The 20,760-nt window shown below is 59.6% G+C and carries 18 protein-coding genes; 14 read left to right on the forward strand and 4 right to left on the reverse strand.

Annotated elements, in window-relative coordinates:
* Window positions 1-73: 73 nt before the first annotated feature.
* From QC823_RS08470 to QC823_RS08490, 5 genes are read left to right on the forward strand one after another with little or no spacing between them, the layout of a single operon-like run.
* On the forward strand, window positions 74-1,516 hold the full coding sequence (locus QC823_RS08470) for a sodium-dependent transporter (protein ID WP_309655909.1): 1,443 nt from the start codon (window positions 74-76) through the stop codon (window positions 1,514-1,516).
* Window positions 1,517-1,544: 28 nt separating this feature from the next.
* On the forward strand, window positions 1,545-2,315 hold the full coding sequence (locus tag QC823_RS08475) for an ABC transporter ATP-binding protein (protein WP_309655910.1): 771 nt from the start codon (window positions 1,545-1,547) through the stop codon (window positions 2,313-2,315).
* 43 nt (window positions 2,316-2,358) lie between these two features.
* Window positions 2,359-3,063 (forward strand): ABC transporter ATP-binding protein, encoded by a 705-nt coding sequence (locus QC823_RS08480; RefSeq protein ID WP_309655911.1) that lies wholly within the window; start codon window positions 2,359-2,361, stop codon window positions 3,061-3,063.
* Between the two features lie 30 nt (window positions 3,064-3,093).
* On the forward strand, window positions 3,094-4,098 hold the full coding sequence (locus tag QC823_RS08485) for a branched-chain amino acid ABC transporter permease (protein WP_309655912.1): 1,005 nt from the start codon (window positions 3,094-3,096) through the stop codon (window positions 4,096-4,098).
* Window positions 4,098-5,405, forward strand: a complete 1,308-nt coding sequence (locus tag QC823_RS08490; protein WP_309655913.1) for a branched-chain amino acid ABC transporter permease — start codon at window positions 4,098-4,100, stop codon at window positions 5,403-5,405. The genes QC823_RS08485 and QC823_RS08490 overlap by 1 nt, the downstream gene beginning before the upstream one ends.
* Window positions 5,406-5,553: 148 nt before the next feature.
* On the opposite strand, the gene QC823_RS08495 is transcribed toward QC823_RS08490, so the two are convergent.
* The 3 genes from QC823_RS08495 to QC823_RS08505 form a co-directional block, all read right to left on the reverse strand.
* On the reverse strand, window positions 5,554-6,762 hold the full coding sequence (locus QC823_RS08495; RefSeq protein WP_309655914.1) for an ABC transporter substrate-binding protein: 1,209 nt from the start codon (window positions 6,760-6,762) through the stop codon (window positions 5,554-5,556).
* 142 nt (window positions 6,763-6,904) lie between these two features.
* Complete coding sequence (locus tag QC823_RS08500; protein WP_309655915.1) at window positions 6,905-8,368, reverse strand: SLC13 family permease; 1,464 nt, start codon at window positions 8,366-8,368, stop codon at window positions 6,905-6,907.
* On the reverse strand, window positions 8,365-8,598 hold the full coding sequence (locus QC823_RS08505; protein WP_309655916.1) for a hypothetical protein: 234 nt from the start codon (window positions 8,596-8,598) through the stop codon (window positions 8,365-8,367). Before QC823_RS08505 ends, QC823_RS08500 begins: the two co-directional genes overlap by 4 nt.
* A gap of 74 nt (window positions 8,599-8,672) precedes the next feature.
* Here QC823_RS08505 and QC823_RS08510 point away from each other — a divergent pair, with 74 nt between their 5' ends.
* Both QC823_RS08510 and rapA read left to right on the forward strand, forming a co-directional pair.
* Window positions 8,673-9,476: a redoxin family protein gene (locus tag QC823_RS08510; protein ID WP_309655917.1), complete on the forward strand. Its 804-nt coding sequence runs from the start codon at window positions 8,673-8,675 to the stop codon at window positions 9,474-9,476.
* Between the two features lie 132 nt (window positions 9,477-9,608).
* On the forward strand, window positions 9,609-12,554 hold the full coding sequence (gene rapA / locus QC823_RS08515; protein WP_309655918.1) for an RNA polymerase-associated protein RapA: 2,946 nt from the start codon (window positions 9,609-9,611) through the stop codon (window positions 12,552-12,554).
* Between the two features lie 87 nt (window positions 12,555-12,641).
* Here the strand turns inward: rapA and QC823_RS08520 are convergent, their stop codons facing one another.
* A complete protein-coding gene (locus QC823_RS08520; protein WP_309655919.1) occupies window positions 12,642-13,547 on the reverse strand; it encodes a TIGR01777 family oxidoreductase in 906 nt (301 codons plus the stop codon).
* Window positions 13,548-13,731: 184 nt separating this feature from the next.
* Here QC823_RS08520 and QC823_RS08525 point away from each other — a divergent pair, with 184 nt between their 5' ends.
* From QC823_RS08525 to QC823_RS08555, 7 genes are all read left to right on the forward strand, one after another.
* A complete protein-coding gene (locus QC823_RS08525; RefSeq protein ID WP_309655920.1) occupies window positions 13,732-14,820 on the forward strand; it encodes an NAD(P)/FAD-dependent oxidoreductase in 1,089 nt (362 codons plus the stop codon).
* Between the two features lie 127 nt (window positions 14,821-14,947).
* Complete coding sequence (locus QC823_RS08530; RefSeq protein ID WP_309655921.1) at window positions 14,948-15,868, forward strand: MerR family transcriptional regulator; 921 nt, start codon at window positions 14,948-14,950, stop codon at window positions 15,866-15,868.
* 41 nt (window positions 15,869-15,909) lie between these two features.
* Window positions 15,910-17,319 carry a deoxyribodipyrimidine photo-lyase gene (gene phrB / locus QC823_RS08535; protein WP_309655922.1) on the forward strand — a complete coding sequence of 470 codons (1,410 nt, stop codon included), beginning with the start codon at window positions 15,910-15,912 and terminating at the stop codon, window positions 17,317-17,319.
* 23 nt (window positions 17,320-17,342) lie between these two features.
* Window positions 17,343-17,774 carry a nuclear transport factor 2 family protein gene (locus QC823_RS08540; protein WP_309655923.1) on the forward strand — a complete coding sequence of 144 codons (432 nt, stop codon included), beginning with the start codon at window positions 17,343-17,345 and terminating at the stop codon, window positions 17,772-17,774.
* A gap of 29 nt (window positions 17,775-17,803) precedes the next feature.
* Window positions 17,804-18,589, forward strand: coding sequence for an SDR family NAD(P)-dependent oxidoreductase (locus QC823_RS08545; RefSeq protein WP_309655924.1), 786 nt, complete (start codon window positions 17,804-17,806; stop codon window positions 18,587-18,589).
* Window positions 18,586-19,959 carry an NAD(P)/FAD-dependent oxidoreductase gene (locus QC823_RS08550; RefSeq protein ID WP_309655925.1) on the forward strand — a complete coding sequence of 458 codons (1,374 nt, stop codon included), beginning with the start codon at window positions 18,586-18,588 and terminating at the stop codon, window positions 19,957-19,959. Before QC823_RS08545 ends, QC823_RS08550 begins: the two co-directional genes overlap by 4 nt.
* Entirely contained in the window at window positions 19,956-20,744 is a 789-nt protein-coding gene (locus QC823_RS08555) for a DUF1365 domain-containing protein (RefSeq protein WP_309655926.1), read from the forward strand. The genes QC823_RS08550 and QC823_RS08555 overlap by 4 nt, the downstream gene beginning before the upstream one ends.
* Window positions 20,745-20,760 lie beyond the last annotated feature (16 nt).

Genomic DNA, 20,760 nt, shown 5'->3' on the forward strand with positions numbered 1-20,760 from the left:
AGCGTGCAATACGGGTGTTTTAATAGCGCCTTGGCAAGCACTCATCCACCGACCCAACACGGATACTCCTTACATGAGCGGTCACAACGTCTGGACACACAAGGGAACTTTTTTGCTCGCGGCCGTTGGTTCTGCCGTGGGCCTGGGGAATCTTTGGCGCTTCCCTTACCTTACCGGCGAAAACGGCGGCGGTGCTTTTATTTTGGTTTATGCCCTGACAATTTTTGCCGTGGGTATTCCTATTTTAATCGCGGAAATCATGCTCGGCCGCTCAAGCCGGCAAAGTCCCATCATGGGCATGCGCCACCTAACCAAAACCCACCAAACGTCGCGGGCGTGGGAAACCATTGGTTGGCTTGGGGCGGCCTCGGCGTTTCTTATTTTGAGCTTTTACTCGGTGGTCGCCGGTTGGTCACTGCACTACACCTGGCAGATGCTGACCGGCTCGCTCGCGGGTGCCGATGCCGACACCATCAACGCCGGATTTAATCAACTGTTGGCCTCGCCTGGGCTGATGACGCTCTATCACACCCTGTTTATCGCACTATCTGCGTTTATTGTCGGCATGGGAATTCACCGGGGCATCGAGGCGGGCCTGCGCATCATTATGCCGGCGCTTTTTGTCATTTTGCTGGTGGTTTTAGGCTATAGCGTGGTCAATGGCGATATCGGCGCGGCAGCGAGCTTCTTATTTACCTTTAATATTGCCGATTTAAGCCTGGAGGGGTGGCTTCAGGCCATGGGGCAATCCTTCTTTACCTTAAGTTTGGGCATGGGCGCGATCATGGCCTACGGCGCTTACATGTCGAGCAATGCCTCCCTCACCCGCACGGCCTTGTCGGTGGCGTTTGTCGATACCGCCGTTGCCTTGGTGGCAGGGCTTGCCATTTTTTCGCTGGTTTTTGGGGCGGGACTTGAGACCGGTCAAGGGCCGGGACTGATGTTTGTCACCCTCCCCATGGCCTTTGCCGAAATGCCGTTTGGCGCGCTGGTCGGCGGCGTGTTCTTTATCTTGGTGCTGGGGGCGGCGCTGAGCTCGTCTATCTCGCTGATCGAGCCGGTCGCGGCGTTTTTGGTCGAGCGCTTTGATCTCACCCGTCCGCAGGCCGTCACCATCATGGTGATTGCCAGCTGGGCGCTAGGACTTCTTACCGTGGTGAGCTTTAATGTGTGGGCGGAAGGCACGATTTTCCACGCGCTCTTTGGCCGCAACGCCTTTGAGTTTATTGAGCTTTTGACCAATATCTTCATGCCGCTCGGCGGGTTATTGATTGCCTTGTTCGCCGGCTGGGCGTTGACCCAAAGCGAAGTCGCCAAAGAGCTTGGCGGTGACGATACCTGGTTTGCCGTATGGCGCTTTTTAGTGCGCTTTATCGCGCCAGCCGCCGTGGCGTTTGTGTTCCTGCGCACCCTGCCGCAAGTCGAGGGTTATTGGATCCCGGCGATTGGCGCCATCGTTATCGTGGGCGCCTTTGCCGCGGGGCGCACCTTTATGGCCAGTACCGCGCGCCCATAATTTTCACCAATACCAACGAGGTAGCATCATGACACCCATTATCGAGGTGCAGCAGGTTAACAAAGCGTTTGGCGGCCTCAAGGTGATCAATGACTGCTCGATACAGGTTGCCAAAGGCTCCATCACCGGCATGATTGGCCCTAACGGCGCGGGGAAATCGACGCTGTTTAACCTAATTGCCGGCGCGCTAACGCCCGATAGCGGCCACGTTTTGCTCGAAGGCGAAGACATCACCGCTCTCAGTCCCGACGCGCGGTTTCATAAAGGCCTGTTGCGCACCTTCCAGATTGCCCATGAATTCAGCCACATGAGCGCACTGGAAAACCTGATGATGGTGCCCTCGCAACAACCCGGTGAGAACCTATTTACGGCGTGGTTCAAGCCGGGGCTGGTTCGGGCTCACGATGCCGAGGTGCGCCGCCGGGCGCTGGAGGTCATCGACTTTATCGGCCTTTACCACGTTCGCAACGAGCTCGCCGGCAACCTATCCGGTGGCCAGAAAAAGCTTCTGGAACTAGGCCGCACCATGATGACCGATGCCAAGGTTGTGCTGCTCGACGAGATCGCCGCCGGCGTTAACCGTACGCTTTTGGGCGACTTAATCGGCAATATCGAGCGCCTAAACCAAGAGATGGGCTATACCTTTTTGGTCATTGAGCACGACATGGACATGATCGCGCGGCTATGCGATCCCGTGATCGTATTGGCCCAAGGTAGCGTGATGATGGAGGGCAGCATAGATGACGTTCAGAATAACTCCGAGGTGATAGAAGCGTACTTCGGCGGCAGCGCTGCCTAACGCCCACCACCATTCTGAGGTACCACTTTGAGACATCACGACCATGCCATTACTTGAAGCACGCGACGTGCACGGCGGTTACGGCAGCATGAACATCCTCAACGGCGTCAACATGACGTTGGAAGCCGATGAAGTCGGGGTCATCGTTGGCCCCAACGGCGCAGGCAAATCGACCATGCTAAAAGCCATTTTTGGCCAGTTGCACGTTAACCAGGGCGAGATCCTGTTGTTGGGCGAACCCATTCATAACCTGCCGCCTAACAAGTTGGTGCAGCGTGGGATGGGCTTTATCCCCCAGGAGAAAAACGTCTTCCCCAGCCTCTCGGTGCAAGAAAACCTGGAAATGGGCGCGTTTCTCAAACCGCACAACGTCAAGCGGATGCTGGCTCAAGTCTACGACTTCTTCCCGCCACTTTATGAGAAACGCCGCCAGCCCGCCGGCGAGCTCTCGGGCGGCCAGCGCCAGATGGTGGCCATGGGCCGAGCGCTGATGGCCGAACCAAGCCTTCTGCTGCTTGACGAGCCGACGGCCGGGCTTTCGCCGCTTTACATGAACGATATATTCGACCGAGTTAAAGAGATTAATGCGGCCGGGGTGGGCATTTTAATGGTCGAACAAAACGCCAAGCAGGCGCTGGCAATTGCCGATAAAGGCTTTGTCCTCGCTGCCGGTCAAAACCGCTTTACCGATACCGGGGAAGCCTTGCTGGCCGACCCAGACGTCGCCAAGAGCTTCCTCGGTGGCTAGCCGCTAGAGCCAGTACTGGAGAAACACACCGTGAACGAACTGGTTTTCTTTATTAATAACGTGGTGGTTGCCGGCAGCGTGTCCGGCTCTATCTACGCCATCGGTGCGGTGGGCGTGACGCTGATCTTCAGCATTATGCGCTTCGCCCACTTTGCGCATGCCGATTTGATGACATTCGGCGCGTTGATGGCGCTGCTGCTCTCCACGGCGTTTCCTGCTGCCGGGGCAAGCATTGGCATACCCACTGCGCTGATCATGCTACCGCTAGCGATGGTGCTCACCGCCGCCCTCGCCGTCGGTATCGATAAGGTATTTTATAAGCCACTACGCGCCCATGGCGTTAAACCGATTGTCATGGTCATTGGCTCGCTTGGCGTGACGCTGATTCTACAAGGCTTGATTCGCCTATTCGCGGGCACTAGCGGGCAAAGCCTGTATGTCGATGACCGCAAAGAGATATTTCGCTTGGCGCTGCCGTTTGATGGCGTGCGTGTGCCGGTGGTGATCACCGAGCCGCAACTCTACCTGTTCGTCATTACCCTGGTGGCCGTGATTGCCCTACATCTGTTCTTAAACCGCTCGCGGCTGGGCAAAGCCATGCGGGCCATGTCGGACAACCCCGAGCTCGCTCAAGCGTCAGGCATCAACACCAATTTAATCGTCGCCGTTACCTGGGTCATTGCCGGGGGGCTCGCGGCCATTGCCGGTACCTTGCTCTCGCTGGACGTCACCTTCAAACCGGATTTGAGCTTCTTTCTGTTACTGCCCATTTTCGCCGCGGCGATTGTCGGCGGGGTCGGCCACCCTTATGGGGCCATAGCCGGTGGTTTCGTGGTGGGGTTTGCCGAATCGCTGGCGGTATTCAACTGGAATATTCTCTTACGTCCCTTCCGCGACAGCTTCCCCGCGTGGCTGGAACTGCCTACCGACCTCGCGTTCGTCAGCACCGAGTACAAAATTGTGGTGCCGTTTTTTATTCTTGTCGCTATTTTGATATGGCGCCCCACCGGGTTGTTCAAAGGTAAGGTGATCTGATGAGCACACAGCCTAAACGAGAAGATTTGGTCGCCGCCCCCTCGCGTTTCCCGCTACGCGAAGTGTTGCTTTTTGCCGCGCTGCTGCTCGCCGTTTTAGGGGTCTATGCGGCCATGGGCGCGGCCTACAGCACGCGGATGCTGGTCGAAGCTGCCTGCTACGCCATTTTAGCCCTGGGCTTAACCATTCAATGGGGCTATGGCGGGCAGTTCAATGCCGGCGTGATGGGGTTTGTGGCCTTAGGTGGCTTCTGCGCCATGCTTTTTAGCGTCCCGGTCAACGACGATTTCTGGGGGACTGAACTGCCCGGCGAACTTGGCCGCGTATTGCTTTACGCCATTGCCGCCACGCTTTTGGTGATAGGCGCCTCGCGATTAGACCGTTTAGGTGTCCCCAAAACGCTGCGCACGGTGATCGCCGTGGTCTTGGGGTTGATACTTTATCTTGTCGTGGTCAGCCTGCTGCGCGACGTGACCGGCGAGATCGAATCACGCGCTGGCTTTATTGGGGGCTTTGGCTTGCCCGCCTGGGTCGGCTGGATCGTCGGCGGAGCGCTCGCCGGCGGGGTGGGCTATTTCATCGGCCACATTTGTTTGGGGCTGCGCAGCGACTACCTCGCCATTGCCACCTTGGGCATTGCTGAAATCATCAAAGCGTTTTTGAAAAACTCTGACTGGCTAACGCGCGGCACCGCCACCGTCTCACCGCTGCCGTGGCCAACCCCCGGTCCTTCCGAGCTGGGGTTCACCCTGGCGCGTGCGCTTTACTTGTCGGTGACCGCGATGGTGATTGCGGCGATCTTCTTTTTGCTCCACCGCGCTTATCACGCCCCGTGGGGGCGCATGATCCGCGCTATCCGCGATAACGAAGTCGCCGCCGCGGCCATGGGGAAAGATATCAACCGGCGGCGTCTGGAAATCTTTATCCTCGGCTGTATTTTGATGGGCCTCGGCGGGGGCATGCTGACCTCGTTTAACAGCCTGTTTGACCCTAACGGCTATCTGCCGCTTAACCACACCTTCCTGGTCCTTGTCATGGTGATCCTCGGCGGGCCAGGCAACAACCTGGGGACAATTTTCGGCGCAGTGGCCGTGTACATTATCTGGATCATGTCGGAGCCACTGGCGCTTTGGTTGATGCAGTTGGCCGTCGCGTTCGGTGAAGGCGCCTTCGGCTGGGATGCCCCGGGCAATATGGACAGCCGCGCCCTGCAGGCACGGGTATTAGTGATTGGCGTGCTGATTACCGCGGTGCTGCGCTTCGCGCCCAAAGGGCTGCTACCGGAAAAAATACGCCACCACGATTGAGCTTTTAGCGCCATGCCGATTGTCGGCCGTGGCCGTTAACGATGGCATACGTGCAACGATGGCGCACCAACAAAAACCGCTCCCCGTATCAGGGGGAGCGGTTTTTTAGGGCGTTACATGAGAGGAATCACCGGCTCGCAAGCCGTGATCAAAGATCGACAAAGCCCTTGCTGACAAAGCGACCGTCTTCCACCGTCATTTCTACCACAACGCCTGACACGTCGCCGTTTTCATCAAACTCGTGGGTGCCCGAAGCGCCTTCGTAGTTGATCTCTTTGCTTTGAGCGATCAGCTCGACGGCCTTTTCCCATTCACCGGGAAGAATCACTTCGCCTGGGGCGTTCGCGACGCTGCGCAAGGCATCGCTTAGGCCGTCGCGCTCAGCGCTGCCGTTTTGTTCAATCGCCAGCGCTACCAGAAACGCGGCATCATACGCCTGAGCGGCAAAGACCGCGCTAGGATCAAAGCCGGCCTCTTCTGCGGCGGCGTTGAAGATATCCGCCCCCGGCAGGTCTAGGCTACCTGGGCGCGTGGCGATCATGCCGTCGAGCACATCGGCCCCAATCGCCTCGACCAGGCTATCCCCGACCATGCCGTCTGCACCGACGTACTGAGTAAACATCCCGCTTTCATAAGCCTGGCGCATCACCGTTTGCCCTGAGCTATCGGCATACGCCAGCACCACTAAGGTGTCGGCACCGGTCGCTGCAAGGGAACCGAGCTCCGCGCGGTAATCAGCCCGGTTGTCTTCGTGGCCAAGGTTATCCGCCACGGTGCCGCCACCGGCTTCAAACGCGTCAACGAACGCCTCGGAAACGCCACGGCCATAATCATTATTGACGTAGGTGACCGCAACGTAGTCGATGCCTTTATCCAGCAACAGCTTCGCTAGCATTTCGCCCTGAAACGCATCCGAAGGGACGGTGCGAAAGACCAGATCGTTATCGTCTAGCTCTGAAACCGCCGGTGCCGTCGAGGCGGGCGATACCATCAACACACCACCGGGAATGGCCGCATTGTTGGCCGCGGCGATTGTCGCCCCGGTACACAGCGCACCCACGATAGCGGTTACCTGCTCGGTGTTCACCATACGATCAGCGGCGTTTGAGGCTGCCGAGGCATCCGAACAGGTCGTATCACCCGACGGCATCACCAACTCTTGCCCACCTAAAAGGCCGCCTTGCGTGTTGATTTGCTGCACCGCCAGGCTCGCCCCATCGAAAATCGGCGGGGTTAAACTTTCAATACTGCCGGTAAAGCCCCCTAAAAACCCCACTTTCACTTCCGCGTTGACCGCCCCCGCTAAGGCCAGCGAAGACACGGCCACGGCACTGGCGAGTATGCGTTTATTGATCATGTTATTTGGCACTCCCGATAAATGAATCCCTAAAAGTCCCGCATTAGGGCTTTATAATAAAAAGACCCACTTACAATTTGGAACCAAACCGGAAAAAATACAACTTGCGTCTTTTAACGCAGTCACGCGCCAACCTCACGGACTATGCCGCCCAGCCAAAGCCCAAGATCGGCATGGCGAGCGCAAACATCGCCAAGCAAATCACCACCACGGCGATAACGCTCATCACGGCCCCGGCACGCAGCATGTCCATTACCCGGACCTTGCCGCTGCCGAACACTACCGCATTGGGCGGCGTGGCCACGGGCAGCATAAACGCGCACGAGGCGGCCATCGCCACCGGCATCGCCAACAGCAACGGGCTAGCATCAAGGCTTACCGTGAGCGCGGCGGTCAGCGGGAGAATCGCGGCGGCGGTGGCGCTATTGCTGGTGACGTGGCTCATTAGCATCACAATGACCACCACCATCAAAATCATCGCCCACGTTGGCCAAGCGCCGAACACCGCCAGCCCGTTGGCGACCACCGCAGCAAGCCCCGAACTTTCAATGGCGGTGCCCAGGCTTAAGCCGCCCCCCACCAACAGCAGCACGCCCCAGGGCAAATTCTTCGCGCTCTCCCAATCGAGCAAGAATTGACGCTGGCGCCAGCGCGCAGGCACCACAAACAGCAACAGCGCCCCCATGACCGCAATCCCCCCGTCGCTGAGCGTTAACCCGGTCCAATCTTGCAGCAGTGGGCGGGTAATCCACGCCACCGCGACCAACGCAAACACCGCCGCCACCCGCTTTTCGGGGCTGCTCATATGGCCTAAATCGTCTGACTGCTGGCTCAACATGGCGCTGATGCCGTGCAGCGGCGCATGCGACACCGGGAAAATAGTAAAGGTCAAAAGCCACCAGGCCGCGACCAACATCAGCGCCGCCGGCGGAACGGCCACCAGCATCCACTGGGCAAAACCGATCTGAATACCGTAGTTATCGCCGATAAACCCCGCTAATAACGCATTGGGCGGCGTGCCAATCAGCGTTCCCATGCCACCGATATTGGCCGCCAACGCAATCCCCAGCAACAAACACAACGAAAGCGCACGCTGCTGCTCGACGCTTAGCTCAGCGTCGCGCTCCATCAGCGCCAGCACCGACATGCCGATCGGCACCATCAACGCCGCCGTTGCGGTATTGCTCACCCACATGCTGAGAAATGCCGTCGCCGCCATAAAACCGGCCACTAAATGATCGGGGCGCTTGCCCGCCACCGATAGCACACCCAATGCGATTCGCCGGTGCAAATTCCAGCGCTGAATCGCCTCGGCCAGCATAAAACCGCCCAAGAAGAGGAAAATCAGCGGATTCGCGTAAGGCACCGCCGCTGCATTAATATCGCCCACGCCCAGAAGCGGTAAAAGGGCCACCGGCAAGAGTGCTGTGACCGCCATGGGCACCGGCTCCAAAATCCACCACACCGCCATCCAGGCCGTCAGCGCCACCACGCTCCACGCGGCAGGCGGCATATCCGCGGGCGCCGCCATCAGCAATAGCAACACGGCGAGAAGCGGCCCTAGAAAAAGCCCTAGCGTCACTTTTGTCCGTGCGACGTCCTTCATTTATTTTCCTCCTCTGCCCGTTCGGCTTGACGCTTGCGCGCCTGGTTACGCCGGTAACGCCGCATAACCGCAATACCCAGCGCAAAGGCCAACATCACGGCCAGCGTCACGCCCTGCCAGGGCCGCGCGGCATCGCGTAGCACGGTATCGAGGGTGATAATCACCATCAGCCCAACCGCCTGCGAGCCAATCGCTAGCGCCCGTAACGGATCAAAAGTTGGCTGGGGCATAATGTCTCCGAATGTGTGTGATTGCGTGATAGGGTTTGTGACCGCCTCTAGTGTAACGACAATTTAGGATAACCATGAATGCTATTGCCCTAGGTCCTGTATTGCTGTCCCTACCGCGTCTTTACGCCTTTGCCAGTGCGCTTTTGCTGATTATTGCCGCGCGCTATTTGCTCGGCCTGCCCAAGCCCGTTTATCAGCGTTGGTTCACTGGGCTGATGGTTGCCTGGCTCATTGGCGCCCGCGCGGGGCATATTGCGCTTAACGCGGAGAGTTACGCCGCCGCCCCGTGGGATGTCCTAAAGCTGTGGCAAGCGGGGTATCACGGCCTATGGGGCATGCTGGCAGGGCTTATCTGGAGCGCCTGGACGCTACGCGAGCGAATCATTGCCATGGGCGGGGCCATGGCGATGGTGATCGGCGCCTCCAGCCTGTGGTTGGTGCTCATGACCCTCTCACCGCTGGGCGGTGGCACCACGGTAGCAGCGCTACCTGACATCACGCTAGAAGACCTTGACGGCAACGCGGTGCACTTGCCCGCGCTTGCCAATGGCCATGACAAAGTCATCGTCAACCTGTGGGCGACGTGGTGCCCGCCTTGCCTGCGTGAGATGCCGCTGCTTGCCGATGCCGCCGAACGCGAAGGCGTCAACGTCGTCGTCGCCAACCAAGGCGAAGATTTGCTCCCCATCACCCGTTATCTTGACGAACAGGGCCTCGCCTTCCGCTATGCGCTACGCGACCCAAACCAACAGTTAATGGTGGCATTTGAGTCTCCTGGCTTGCCCACCACGGTGCTGTTTGACGCTGACGGCCGCGCGCTGTCCCAGCACGTGGGCGAGCTCACCCGCGCGCAGTTGGATCAGTGGTTAAACGAGTGAGACCGGGAAAACCCAGATTAACGCGACTAGCGCTTAATCCCTCTGGCCCTTTGCGTTAAAATCCCCCGCCCCATTAACCGCCGGCCACCCATCCGGCGGTCGTCGACCCGTTTCTAGCATCCTTGAGGCACCATGAGCGATTTTTCTCCCGGCCAACGCTGGATCAGCGACGGCGAGGCCGAGCTTGGACTTGGCACCGTGCTCAACTGTGACGCCCGCAGTGTGACCATTCTGTTCAGTGCCAGCCAGGAAACCCGTACCTACAACACCCGCCAGGCACCACTGACCCGCGTACAGTTCGGCAGCGGTGATCGCATCCTCTCCGCCGACGGCTGGCAGCTGCTTGTCGATGACAGCAAAGAGCACGACGGGCTGATCACTTACATCGGCCAAGATGACAGCGGTGAGCTTCGCGAACTGCCCGAGGCCAAGCTTGCCGATACCATGCAGTTCGACCAGGCGCGGGATCGCTTACTGACCGGCCAGGTCGACCGCAACGACTGGTTCGATTTGCGCTTTCGCACCCTGCACCATCATCAACGCATCGAACAGCACAGCGCGCTGGGCTTTTCCGGGCCGCGTATCGATTTGATCCCGCACCAGCTCTATATCGCCGATGAAGTCGCCCGTCGCCATGCGCCGCGCGTGCTGCTTGCCGACGAGGTTGGCCTGGGCAAGACCATCGAAGCCGGGCTGATCCTTCACCGTCTGCTACTCGTTGGGCGCGTTGAGCGCGCCCTGATTCTGGTCCCCGATAGCCTCACCCACCAGTGGCTGGTGGAGCTTTTGCGCCGTTTCTCGCTTAGCGTTACGCTGCTCGATGAAAGCCAGAGCCAAGCCCACGGCAGCAACAACCCGTTCGATAGCGGCCAGCTGATTCTCGCCAGCCAAGATTGGCTGTTTGCCAACCCCGCGCGTCAAGAACAGGCCCAAGCCAGCCGCTTTGACCTGTTAATTGTCGATGAAGCGCATCACCTCGACTGGCACGAAGAGGGCAGCGGCCCCGGGTATCAGTGCGTGGAGCGCCTTTCGGCCGATATCGACGGCCTTTTGCTGCTCACCGCCACCCCGGAGCAAATGGGGCTAAAAAGCCACTTTGCCCGCCTGCGCCTGCTCGACCCAGAGCGCTACCACGACCTCGAACGCTTTAAGCAAGAAGAGCGCCACTACGTTGAGGTCGCCAGCGCCATCGACGCGCTTGATGCCTTGCCCGGCGACCCGCAAGCCCGCGTTAAAATCGACGTGGTGGCTGACGACCGCGACAGCCAAGCGCTGCTCGAAACGCTTGCCAACCGCGAAGCAAACGCTGAGCAACACGATGCCGCCCGCGCGCAACTACGCGACGCGCTGCTCGACCGTCATGGCACCGGGCGGGTGATGTTTCGCAACAGCCGCCGCCACGTCGGTGGCTTCCCCGAGCGGCGTTATCACCCCGTGCCCCTGGCGATGCCCTCGGCCTACCGTCGGGTGGTACGCCGCCTTGAGCGCGACGAGGACTACCTCGACGAGCTTTTAATCGAAACCGGCATGGACCATCCGGATGTGTTGATCTACCCGGACGCCATGTACCGCGAACTCTCCAACGACCCGCTCAACGCCGAAGACTGGTGGCACATCGACCCGCGCATCAACTGGCTATTAGAAAAGCTCAGCGACGACAGCGAGTCCGGCTTTGCCGATGACAAAATCCTGATTATTGCGCACCATCGCGAAACCGCCGAAGGCATCGCCGAGGGCTTGCGCGTGCTCGGCGGCTATCACGCCCCGGTGTTCCACGAAGACCTTTCGCTGATCGAGCGCGACCGCGCCGCCGCCTCCTTTGCCGACGAAGAAGACGGCTGCCAGGTACTGGTGTGCTCGGAAATTGGCTCTGAAGGGCGCAACTTCCAGTTCTGCCGCCACTTGGTGATGTTCGACTTGCCCCAGCACCCGGATCAGCTTGAGCAACGCATCGGGCGTCTCGACCGGATCGGCCAGCAGCACGCCATCGAGCTTCACGTACCCACTTTTGAGGGTAGCCCTGGCGAGCGTCTGCTGCGCTGGTACCACGAGGGCATGGACGCCTTCAGCGCGCCCCACGGCGTGGGCAGTGACCTGTTCGATGCCTTTGGCGACGCCCTTGCCGATGCCCTGCTCGATGACGAAATGCTCACGGAGATCGTCGAGGAAACCCGCGAGATGTTCGCGGCCAAACTCGCCGAGCGCGATGCTGGGCGCAATCGTCTGCTGGAGCTTAACGCCTGCCGCCCGGCCCACGCGCAAACGGTAATCGACGCCGTGCGCGAATTGGACGACGACAAGGCGTTACCGCGTTTTGTTGAACGCGCATTGGATATTTTCGGCGTGGATAGCCAAGACTTAGGCGGCGATATCATGCTGCTCTCGCCCAGCCAGCAGATGCTCGACGGGCTGCCGGGGCTGGCCAAAGGCGAGGAAGGGTTTTCCGCCACCTACCGACGCGATGTGGCGCTTGCCCGCGATGACATTCAGCGCCTTTCTTGGGAGCACCCGCTGCTGCGCGAGATGATGGGCCGAGTGATCGACGGCACCATGGGCAACAGCGCGCTGGCGCTACTGCGCCACCCGGCCATTCCCAGCGGGCGGCTGATGGCGGAACTGGTATTTCGCACCCACTGCCCGGCGCCAAAACGGCTGCACCTGAACCGCTTTTTGCCGCCCACGGCAGTGCGCGTACTGCTCGATGAATCCGGCGCCAACTTGACCGACAAAATCTCGTTCACCGGGCTTTCCAAAAACGTGCAGAAGGTCAACAAATCGCTGGCGCGAGACTTGATCAAAAGCCGCCACGAACAGCTCCGCGCGCTTTTAACCCAGGGCGAAGGCGAAGCCGAACGCGAGTTGCCCAGCATCATTGAAGCCGCGGAAAGCCGTATGCGCGCCCAGCTGGATAACGAGCTTGCCCGCTTAACGGCGCTCGCCGAGCACAACCCCGCGGTACGCGACGCCGAAATCCAAGCGTTGAGAGAGGAGCGCAGAGCCCTTAGCGATGCCATCGAAAACACCCGCCTGCGCTTAGACGCCGTGCGGGTGGTGATTACCGTGGATGCCGAACGTTAAGCGCGTTTCGACAAGCTCAGCGCGAACGGATACGTCTCGATCCCCCTGAGCCCGTCGAAGGGAGCCCGTCGAAGGGTGAAAGGGTTATCAGCGCAAGATCGCGTCCAGCGCTTTATCGAGCGTAGGATACTGAAAGGTGAACCCAGCCGCTTCCAAGCGCGCCGGGCGCATATCGGCCCCGGTTAGCAACAGCCGCGACATCTCCCCCAGCATCGCTTTCAGCACAAACGCGGGCACGGGAAATATCGCCGGGCGATGGAGCGTTTTCGCCAGCGTCTTGGTGAATTCGGCGTTGGTGACCGGATTCGGGGCACTGGCGTTAAACGGCCCGCTTAGGCTTTCTTCTTTCAGCAGAAAGATAATCGCCTCGACCAGGTCGTTGCGGTGAATCCACGGCATAAACTGCGTGCCGTCACCAAAGCGCCCGCCTAGGCCGAGCTTAAACGGCGGCAGCATTTTCTGTAGGCTGCCGCCACCGGCATCGAGCACCAAGCCAATGCGCAAGATCGCCAAGCGCACCCCAAATGCTTCGACCTCTTTGGCCGCGGATTCCCACTCGGCACACAAGCGATGGGCGAATTCATCATTAGGCGGCGTTTCTTCGGTGACTTTGTTGTCACCTTGATCACCGTAGTAGCCCATGGCGGAGGCCGACACCATGGCCTTGGGCAGCGGCTGGCCGTTATCCTTTAGCTGCTCGCAGAGCACCACCAGTTGTTGCGTGGCTTTCAGCCGTGATTGGATCAGCTCCTTTTTTTGCGCCTCGCTCCAGCGCTTTGCCGCAATCGACTCGCCGGCCAGGTTGACTAGCGCTTCTGGCGGTGAATCAAGAAACGCCTGAGCGCTTTCGCGCACATCACACGCTTTCGGCAACTGCTCGCGCGCGGCCTTCGGTGAGCGCGATACCACTTGAGGCTCATGCCCTTCGGCGACTAAGCGCTCGCACAGCCGTTGACCAACAAACCCACTACCACCCGTGATGAGTACACGCATTGAGAACTCCTGAATCACACCGCACTGGGCGCGGTAAATGCTAAAATTGTCGTAACTGTCTAGTCGTACCTGTCTTATCGTATTTATCTTGTCGTACGTATTATGTCGCCACTATCTAATTAAACAATATTTATACCATACTGTTACAATTGCAATAAGACAGGTTTATTTAAGGATATTCGTTATGTCAGCTAACCATGTCACGCCGCCCACTCGCGCTAAGTCGTCTACCGTTGCGGTGATTGGCGCCGGTATTGCCGGGCTTGCCTGTGCCAGCGCTCTCACGCAGGCGGGCCATCGCGTTGCGCTGTTTGATAAAGCACGCGGGCCGGGGGGGCGTATGTCAAGCAAGCGCCGCCCTGCTGCCATGCTGGACCTCGGTGCCCAGGCCTTCACCGTTCGCGACAACGACTTTGCTGCGGAGGTCGAGCGCTGGCACAACGCCGGCTGTGTCGCGAAATGGCCCACCTTAATTTATCAGGCTAGCCCAAATGGGTGGCAGACGCATCACGATGGGCAAACACGCTATACCGGCGCGCCGCGAATGAGCGCGATCACGCGCCATCTCGCCAAAACGCTCACCGCACAAGGCGCTACCTTTTATAGCGGCACACGCATCACGGCGCTGACCAAGACGGCGGCCGGCTGGGAGCTAACCTGCGAGAATGGCGATGTCCTCGGCCCTTATACACAGGTGGTGATCAGCGTACCACCACCGCAAGCCGAGCCGCTGGTACAACCCTGGGATAACGCCTTGCTTGCGCACTGTAAGGCTCTACCTCAGCGAAGCTGCTGGGCGGGCTGGGCAGTATTTGAGACGCCGCTTCCGGCGCTGCCCGGCGTTGCGTCTGACTGGCAAATGGCACGCGCCCAGCACCCCGCGCTACGGCTTATCTCACGTAACCACACCAAGCCCGGGCGTGAAGCCGAGCCCGAAAGCGTCAGCCTCATCGCTCAGCTCGATTGGAGTGAAGCGCACCTGGAAGACCCAAGCGACATTATCGCCCAGCAGCTATTTGACGCACTTAAAAGCTTATTCCCCGCGCCGCTGGCGTTTCCTAAGGTGACCGACATCGGCGCCCACCGCTGGCGTTACTCGCAGCCTGCCGAGGATGCCGACATGCCCGCGGACGGTTTTATTATCGGCCACGAAGGCCTGGCACTTTGTGGCGACAGTTTACGCGGCGGCCGCGTTGAAGATGCCTGGCTTTCAGGCTACCAACTTGCCCAAGCGCTGCTCGAAGAAGGCAGATCAACGGCCTCGCCGCGCTGAGTGGTTGTACCCAGCGGCAACAAGTTGTACAAAGAGATCATGTATAATACGTGCCAAAATTACCCAAGGCGCTAGTAGCGTTACGACAACTATTCGCGGTTACGACAATGAAGAGGCATTCGCGCCCATGAGCCACAAGGCGACCCATCCACCCGATACTCCACTTTATCCGATCCGGGAAGTGTCCCGTTTAACGGGGGTGAACTCGGTGACTCTGCGCGCGTGGGAGAGGCGATACGGGCTCATTCGACCTCAACGCACACCCAAAGGGCATCGCCTTTATGCGCAGGACGATATCACGCGGGTTGAGCGTATTCTGCAATGGCTAAATCGTGGTGTGCCGGTTAGCCAGGTGGGCGATCTGCTCGACCAGCCGGAAAAAGTGGAAACCCCAACACCCGCCAGCGGCGATTGGGAGAGCCAACGCGAGCAGTTGCAGAGCACCATCGAAGCCCTAAATCTGCCAAAGCTTGAATCGCTGTATTACCAAAGCCTTTCCCTCTACCCGGTTAGCGTGGCGATTAACGAGCTGTGGCAACCGGTGATACTCAGCTTGGAAGCTCAGTGGGCCAGGACACCCGACATACTGGTACGGCGTACCCTGGAAGCGTTTTTGCGCAGCCAAGTCGGTATCCGTTTGCATTATGCCAACCAGACCACGCGCGGGCCGCTGATTCTGCTCAACGTGATGCCCGACGACCCCGGCCCGCTATGGGTTCTCATGGCCGCCCTGATGGCCAGTGAACAGGGTTACCGCGTGCAGATGTTAGATCACAACCTACCGCTGGAAGACCTCCCGCAAGCGGTCGCCCGTTTGCACTCCTCGATGGTATTGCTGGCCAGCGGCCAAAAAGAGAGCGATAGCTACATTCGCGACGCGCTACCCAACGCGGCGAAAACCCTGAACGTGCCGCTGGGCGTGTGTGGCGAAGTGGCACGCCTACGTGAGCATGCGTTCACCGACGATTCGGTCCATGTGCTGGGGGGCGACCTGCCGCAAGCGATCTCACGCTTGCGCCCGCTGCTACGCGATTCGGGCGTACTATAGCGCGGCGCCTCGCGGCGCTATCTGACCTTAATGGAGGCAATATGGCACGGCAGCTGGTTTGGTTTCGCAGCGATTTACGCATTGTTGACAACACCGCGCTGGCGGCAGCGGCGGCAAAGGGGTCCGTGGTCGCCGTGTTTTTGCGCAGCGTTACACAGTGGCAAGCCCACGACCACGGCGCTAATAAACTCGACTTTTACGCCCGTGGCGTTGCCGCGCTAAAAGAGGCCCTGGAAGGGCTGAATATTCCCCTGTTGCACCGCGACATCGACACCTTCGATAACGCCCCCCACGCGCTTTTGGAGATTGCTCGCGACCATCAAGTGGCGGCGCTGCATATGAATTACGAGTACCCGCTCAACGAGCAGCACCGCGACCGGGCTGTCTTTAACGCCTTTCATCGCGCCGGCATCGACATTCACGGCTACCACGATGCGGTGGCCTTCGCCCCAGGCACGCTGCTCACCGGCAAAGGCGATTATTACGGGGTTTTTACCCCGTTCGCGAAAGCCTGGCATAAAAACGTACAGCCCGAGCAGCTTACCTTGCGCGATACGCCTTCGCCGCAAACGCCGCTTGATATCGACAGCGACCCGCTACCGGCGCTTCCCGCACTTGACGACACTCCCGTGGAGTGCCGGCAGTGGCCAGCGGGTGAACATGCCGCGGCCGATCATCTTGAGCGTTTTTTACGCTTTCGCGGCCGTTATTATCACGATCAGCGCGATTTCCCCGCGGTGCGCGGCACCAGCGGGCTGTCGCCTTACCTGGCGCTAGGGATGATCTCTTACCGCCAGTGCCTGCAGGCGGTCATGAGCGAGAACGGCGGCCACTTGGCCGACGGCGATGCGGGGTTAACCGCCTGGGTGAGTGAGCTGATCTGGCGCGAATTTTACCACCACGTGACCGTCGGGTTTCCCAAGGTGTGCCGCCATCAGCCGTTTCAGGACCACACCCGGGCGCTTGCCTGGCGTGACGATGACGCAAACTTTCACGCCTGGTGCGAGGGGCGCACCGGCTACCCGCTGGTGGATGCCGCCATGCGCCAGCTGGTGGCCACCGGCTGGATGCACAACCGCCTGCGCATGGTCACCGCGATGTTTTTGAGTAAACACTTACTCATCGACTGGCGCCGGGGCGAGGCGTTTTTCATGCGCCATCTCATCGACGGCGAATTCTGCGCCAACAACGGCGGCTGGCAATGGGCCGCTTCCACCGGCACCGACGCCGCGCCCTACTTTCGCATTTTCAACCCCACCACCCAGTCCACTCGTTTCGACCCAACAGGCGACTTTATTGCCCACTGGCTGCCCGAGCTTGCCGAACTGCCAGCGAAAGCGCGCCACGCGCCTCCCGCTGACTTGCTGACTCGGCTCGACTACCCTGCCCCGATTGTTGAGCACAAAGTGGCGCGCCAACGTGCGCTTGAGGCGTTCAAGGCGCTGAAGTAGCGCGAACCCTTAAGGAGACCCTCATGCCTCACGAAACAGCATTAGAGACCTTTTGTGCTTTTTTTAATAAACTAGACAACACCTGTACAGAAAAGCTATACGAGGTATATACTGACGATATCGTCTTTCGCGATCCGCTGCATCACGTTGAAGGTCGCGCTGCGTTGGAAGGTTACTTTGCGGCGATGTACGAAAATGTCACCGAGTGTCGCTTCACCTATTATCAAAAGGTGTGTCAGGGGAATACCGCTTTTGTGACGTGGACCATGCATTTTGCGCACCCGTCGCTGGCGAGTGGCAAGGTTATCGCGGTAGAAGGGTGCTCACACCTAATATTCGCAGACGACGGGCGCGTATCACAGCATCGGGACTACTTTGATGCAGGCGCCATGCTGTACGAGCACGTCCCCATTTTAGGCCGCTTAATACGCCTGCTTAAGCGACGCATCAAATAACGACAAGACGTCAGTTAACGGAGTGTCACATGAGTCGATGGCAAACGCCGCAACGCATTTGGTTGACCGGTGCCACCTCCGGGATCGGTGAAGCGTTGGCGAAAACGTTGCTTGATGAAGGCCACCACGTGGTGTTGAGCGCCCGCAGTGCCGATAAACTTGACGTGCTGTGCGCTCACCACGCCAACGCCATGGCGCTGCCGCTGGACATCAGCGACCGAGACGCCGTGCTTGCCGCTGGCGACACAATCCGCGAGCAGCTCGGCGCGTTGGATTTGGTGCTGCTTAATGCCGGTACCTGCGAGTACGTGGACATGCCCGACTTTGACATGGCGCTGATTGAACGGGTCTTTACCCCCAACCTGTACGGGACGCTTTACGGGGTAGAAGTTGCCCTGCCACTGCTGCGCGCCGCGCGTCAGGAAGGGCGCCCGGCTCGCCTTGCCGCCACCTCTAGCGCCTCCGCCTACCTCCCGTTGCCCCGCGCTGAGGCTTACGGTGCGTCTAAAGCGGCGGTGAGCTATTTTTTAGAATCCCTGCGCCTTGATCTGCACTCAGAGGGCATCGGCGTTAGCCTTATCCACCCTGGCTTTGTGAAAACACCGCTAACCGAGCGCAACGACTTTCCTATGCCAATGCGCGTCAGCGTGGATCAGGCAGCCGAGGCCATTCTCAATGGCCTGGCCAAAGGCACGCTGGATATTCACTTCCCGCGCCGTTTCACGTACCTGGTTAAGCTAATCGGCATTTTGCCGCCAGGGCTTCGCCACGCCATCGGACTGCGCTTGGCCCGCTCGCAAGGAGAGCACGCATGAACCAGCCTGCCCCGTTTCATGCCTCGCAGCGCATTGCTGTCGTCGGCAGCGGCATCAGCGGCATGGCCGCCGCTTGGTACCTTTCAGCGCAGCACGAAGTGACGCTGTTTGAGTCCGCCGAGCGTTTGGGCGGCCACACCGCGACGGTCGACGTGGAAGTCGGCGGCGACTCGTACGCCATCGACACTGGGTTTATCGTTTTTAACGACTGGACTTACCCCCACTTTCAGCGCTTGCTTGAAACCCTGGGGGTTGCAACGCAGGCCACCGAGATGAGCTTTTCGGTGCACGAAACCGAGGTCGATTTCGAGTACAACGGCCACACGCTAGGCTCGTTGTTCGCTCAGCGGCGCAATCTATTGCGCCCGGCGTTTTACCGACTGCTGGGCGATATCATGCGCTTCAACCGCGAGGCGACCCAAGACCTGGAAAGCGAGCGCCTACCCGCCGAGTTGACGCTAGGTGAGTACCTTGACCGCAATGGCTACGGCGAGGCGTTTCAGCGGCGCTACCTACTGCCCATGGGCGCGGCCATTTGGTCGGCAAGCATCAGTGATCTGCGCGCCTTCCCACTGACGTTTTTCGTGCGTTTTTTCCGCAACCACGGGCTTTTAAGCATCAGTAACCGCCCGCAGTGGTTCACGTTAATCGGCGGCTCTCGGGCCTATATTCCTGCGCTCACCGCGCCTTACGCGTCGCGTATTCGGTTGAACACGCCGGTGCGTGCCATCCAGCGCGATAGTGCCGGGGTCACGCTGACCACCCCGTCAGGCGAGGAACGTTTCGATCAGGTGGTGCTGGCCTGCCATAGCGATCAAGCGCTTTCAATGCTGACCGATGCCTCGCCCGCTGAGCGCGACGTTCTCGGCGCGATGCCGTATCAAGACAACGATGTCGTGCTACACACCGATACACGTCTGCTGCCACGGCGGCGGCGCGCCTGGGCGAGCTGGAATTACCGCCTTGATCAGCGCGACGCGCAAGCGCGCGTTTCGGTCACGTATGACATGAACATTCTGCAGCGTTTAGACGCGGATACCACGTTCTGCGTGACGCTAAACGACAGCGAGAGCATCGACTCCACCAAGGTGCTGGGGCGTTTTACCTACGCCCACCCGCAGTTCACCCTTAAGGGCTACGCCGCGCAGCAGCGCCATGGTGAGATTTCCGGCGCCCCCGCCACTTTTGGCCGCACCCACTTCTGCGGCGCTTACTGGCGCAACGGTTTTCACGAAGACGGCGTATGGAGCGCACTGCGCGTCGCCCGCGCGTTAGGCTGCGACGAAGCCGCCTCGCCACTCAGCGCGTTTTCAGCCCTGCCCGCGCATGAACTAATGCCCCATGCGGGCGTGGGAGACGGGCTCGGATGAGCATCACGGCAGACACGGTTCGCTCGCGTATTTATCGTGGCACCCTGCGCCACCGACGCTTTACGCCCCGTCATCATGCGTTTCGTTATTCAATATGGATGGCGTGGCTGGATCTTGACGAGCTGCCCACGTTGTTCGACGGCGTCCCCGGCTTTAGCGCCCGCCGCCCGGCGCTGGCGCGCTTTCGCCGCGAAGACTACCTCGCTCCGACGGATATCCCCCTGAAAGAGGCCGTGCGCGCTGAACTCACTCGTCAGCTAGGCAGCGCCCCTGAAGGGCGTGTTTTTATGCTTACCCAGCTGCGCACTTTCGGCGTTGCGTTTAACCCCGTCACGCTTTATTACGTTTACGACCGCGATGACCGGCTCAGGGCGGTGTTGGGTGACGTCACCAACATGCCCTGGCGCGAACGAACTGCCTACGCCTGCAACGTTGACCCCAAACGCCATAGCCACCAGGCGGAATTTGCCAAGCGTATGCACGTCTCGCCGTTTAACCCCATGGACATGACGTACCGCTGGCGCTTCAACACGCCAAGCGAAGAGCTGCTCGTCCACATGGAAAATTGGCACAACGCCCCTGCGCCGGATGCACCGCCGCTGCAGTTTGATGCCACCCTGACGCTAACCGCCGCTCCGGCAACTCGGCGCGTGCTGCTAAGCACACTGGCACGCCAACCGTGGATCAGCCTGAAAACGGTAGCGGGCATTCACTTTCAAGCGCTCAAGCTGTGGCTCAAGCGCGTCCCCCTTTACGACCATCCTCAACGCAAGGAGACACGATAATGACAATCCTGCGTAC

This window comes from Vreelandella vilamensis, from assembly GCF_031451755.1.
In the GTDB taxonomy this organism is placed as follows: domain Bacteria; phylum Pseudomonadota; class Gammaproteobacteria; order Pseudomonadales; family Halomonadaceae; genus Vreelandella; species Vreelandella vilamensis.

Coding starts and splice junctions, on each gene's coding strand:
- QC823_RS08540 (WP_309655923.1), top strand. CDS start 17,343: ATGCCTCACGAAACAGCATTAGAGACCTTTTGTGCTTTTTTTAATAAA.
- QC823_RS08555 (WP_309655926.1), top strand. CDS start 19,956: ATGAGCATCACGGCAGACACGGTTCGCTCGCGTATTTATCGTGGCACC.
- phrB (WP_309655922.1), top strand. CDS start 15,910: ATGGCACGGCAGCTGGTTTGGTTTCGCAGCGATTTACGCATTGTTGAC.
- QC823_RS08475 (WP_309655910.1), top strand. CDS start 1,545: ATGACACCCATTATCGAGGTGCAGCAGGTTAACAAAGCGTTTGGCGGC.
- QC823_RS08525 (WP_309655920.1), top strand. CDS start 13,732: ATGTCAGCTAACCATGTCACGCCGCCCACTCGCGCTAAGTCGTCTACC.
- QC823_RS08495 (WP_309655914.1), bottom strand. CDS start 6,762: ATGATCAATAAACGCATACTCGCCAGTGCCGTGGCCGTGTCTTCGCTG.
- QC823_RS08520 (WP_309655919.1), bottom strand. CDS start 13,547: ATGCGTGTACTCATCACGGGTGGTAGTGGGTTTGTTGGTCAACGGCTG.
- QC823_RS08545 (WP_309655924.1), top strand. CDS start 17,804: ATGAGTCGATGGCAAACGCCGCAACGCATTTGGTTGACCGGTGCCACC.
- QC823_RS08505 (WP_309655916.1), bottom strand. CDS start 8,598: ATGCCCCAGCCAACTTTTGATCCGTTACGGGCGCTAGCGATTGGCTCG.
- QC823_RS08480 (WP_309655911.1), top strand. CDS start 2,359: ATGCCATTACTTGAAGCACGCGACGTGCACGGCGGTTACGGCAGCATG.
- QC823_RS08530 (WP_309655921.1), top strand. CDS start 14,948: ATGAGCCACAAGGCGACCCATCCACCCGATACTCCACTTTATCCGATC.
- rapA (WP_309655918.1), top strand. CDS start 9,609: ATGAGCGATTTTTCTCCCGGCCAACGCTGGATCAGCGACGGCGAGGCC.
- QC823_RS08550 (WP_309655925.1), top strand. CDS start 18,586: ATGAACCAGCCTGCCCCGTTTCATGCCTCGCAGCGCATTGCTGTCGTC.
- QC823_RS08490 (WP_309655913.1), top strand. CDS start 4,098: ATGAGCACACAGCCTAAACGAGAAGATTTGGTCGCCGCCCCCTCGCGT.
- QC823_RS08500 (WP_309655915.1), bottom strand. CDS start 8,368: ATGAAGGACGTCGCACGGACAAAAGTGACGCTAGGGCTTTTTCTAGGG.
- QC823_RS08470 (WP_309655909.1), top strand. CDS start 74: ATGAGCGGTCACAACGTCTGGACACACAAGGGAACTTTTTTGCTCGCG.
- QC823_RS08510 (WP_309655917.1), top strand. CDS start 8,673: ATGAATGCTATTGCCCTAGGTCCTGTATTGCTGTCCCTACCGCGTCTT.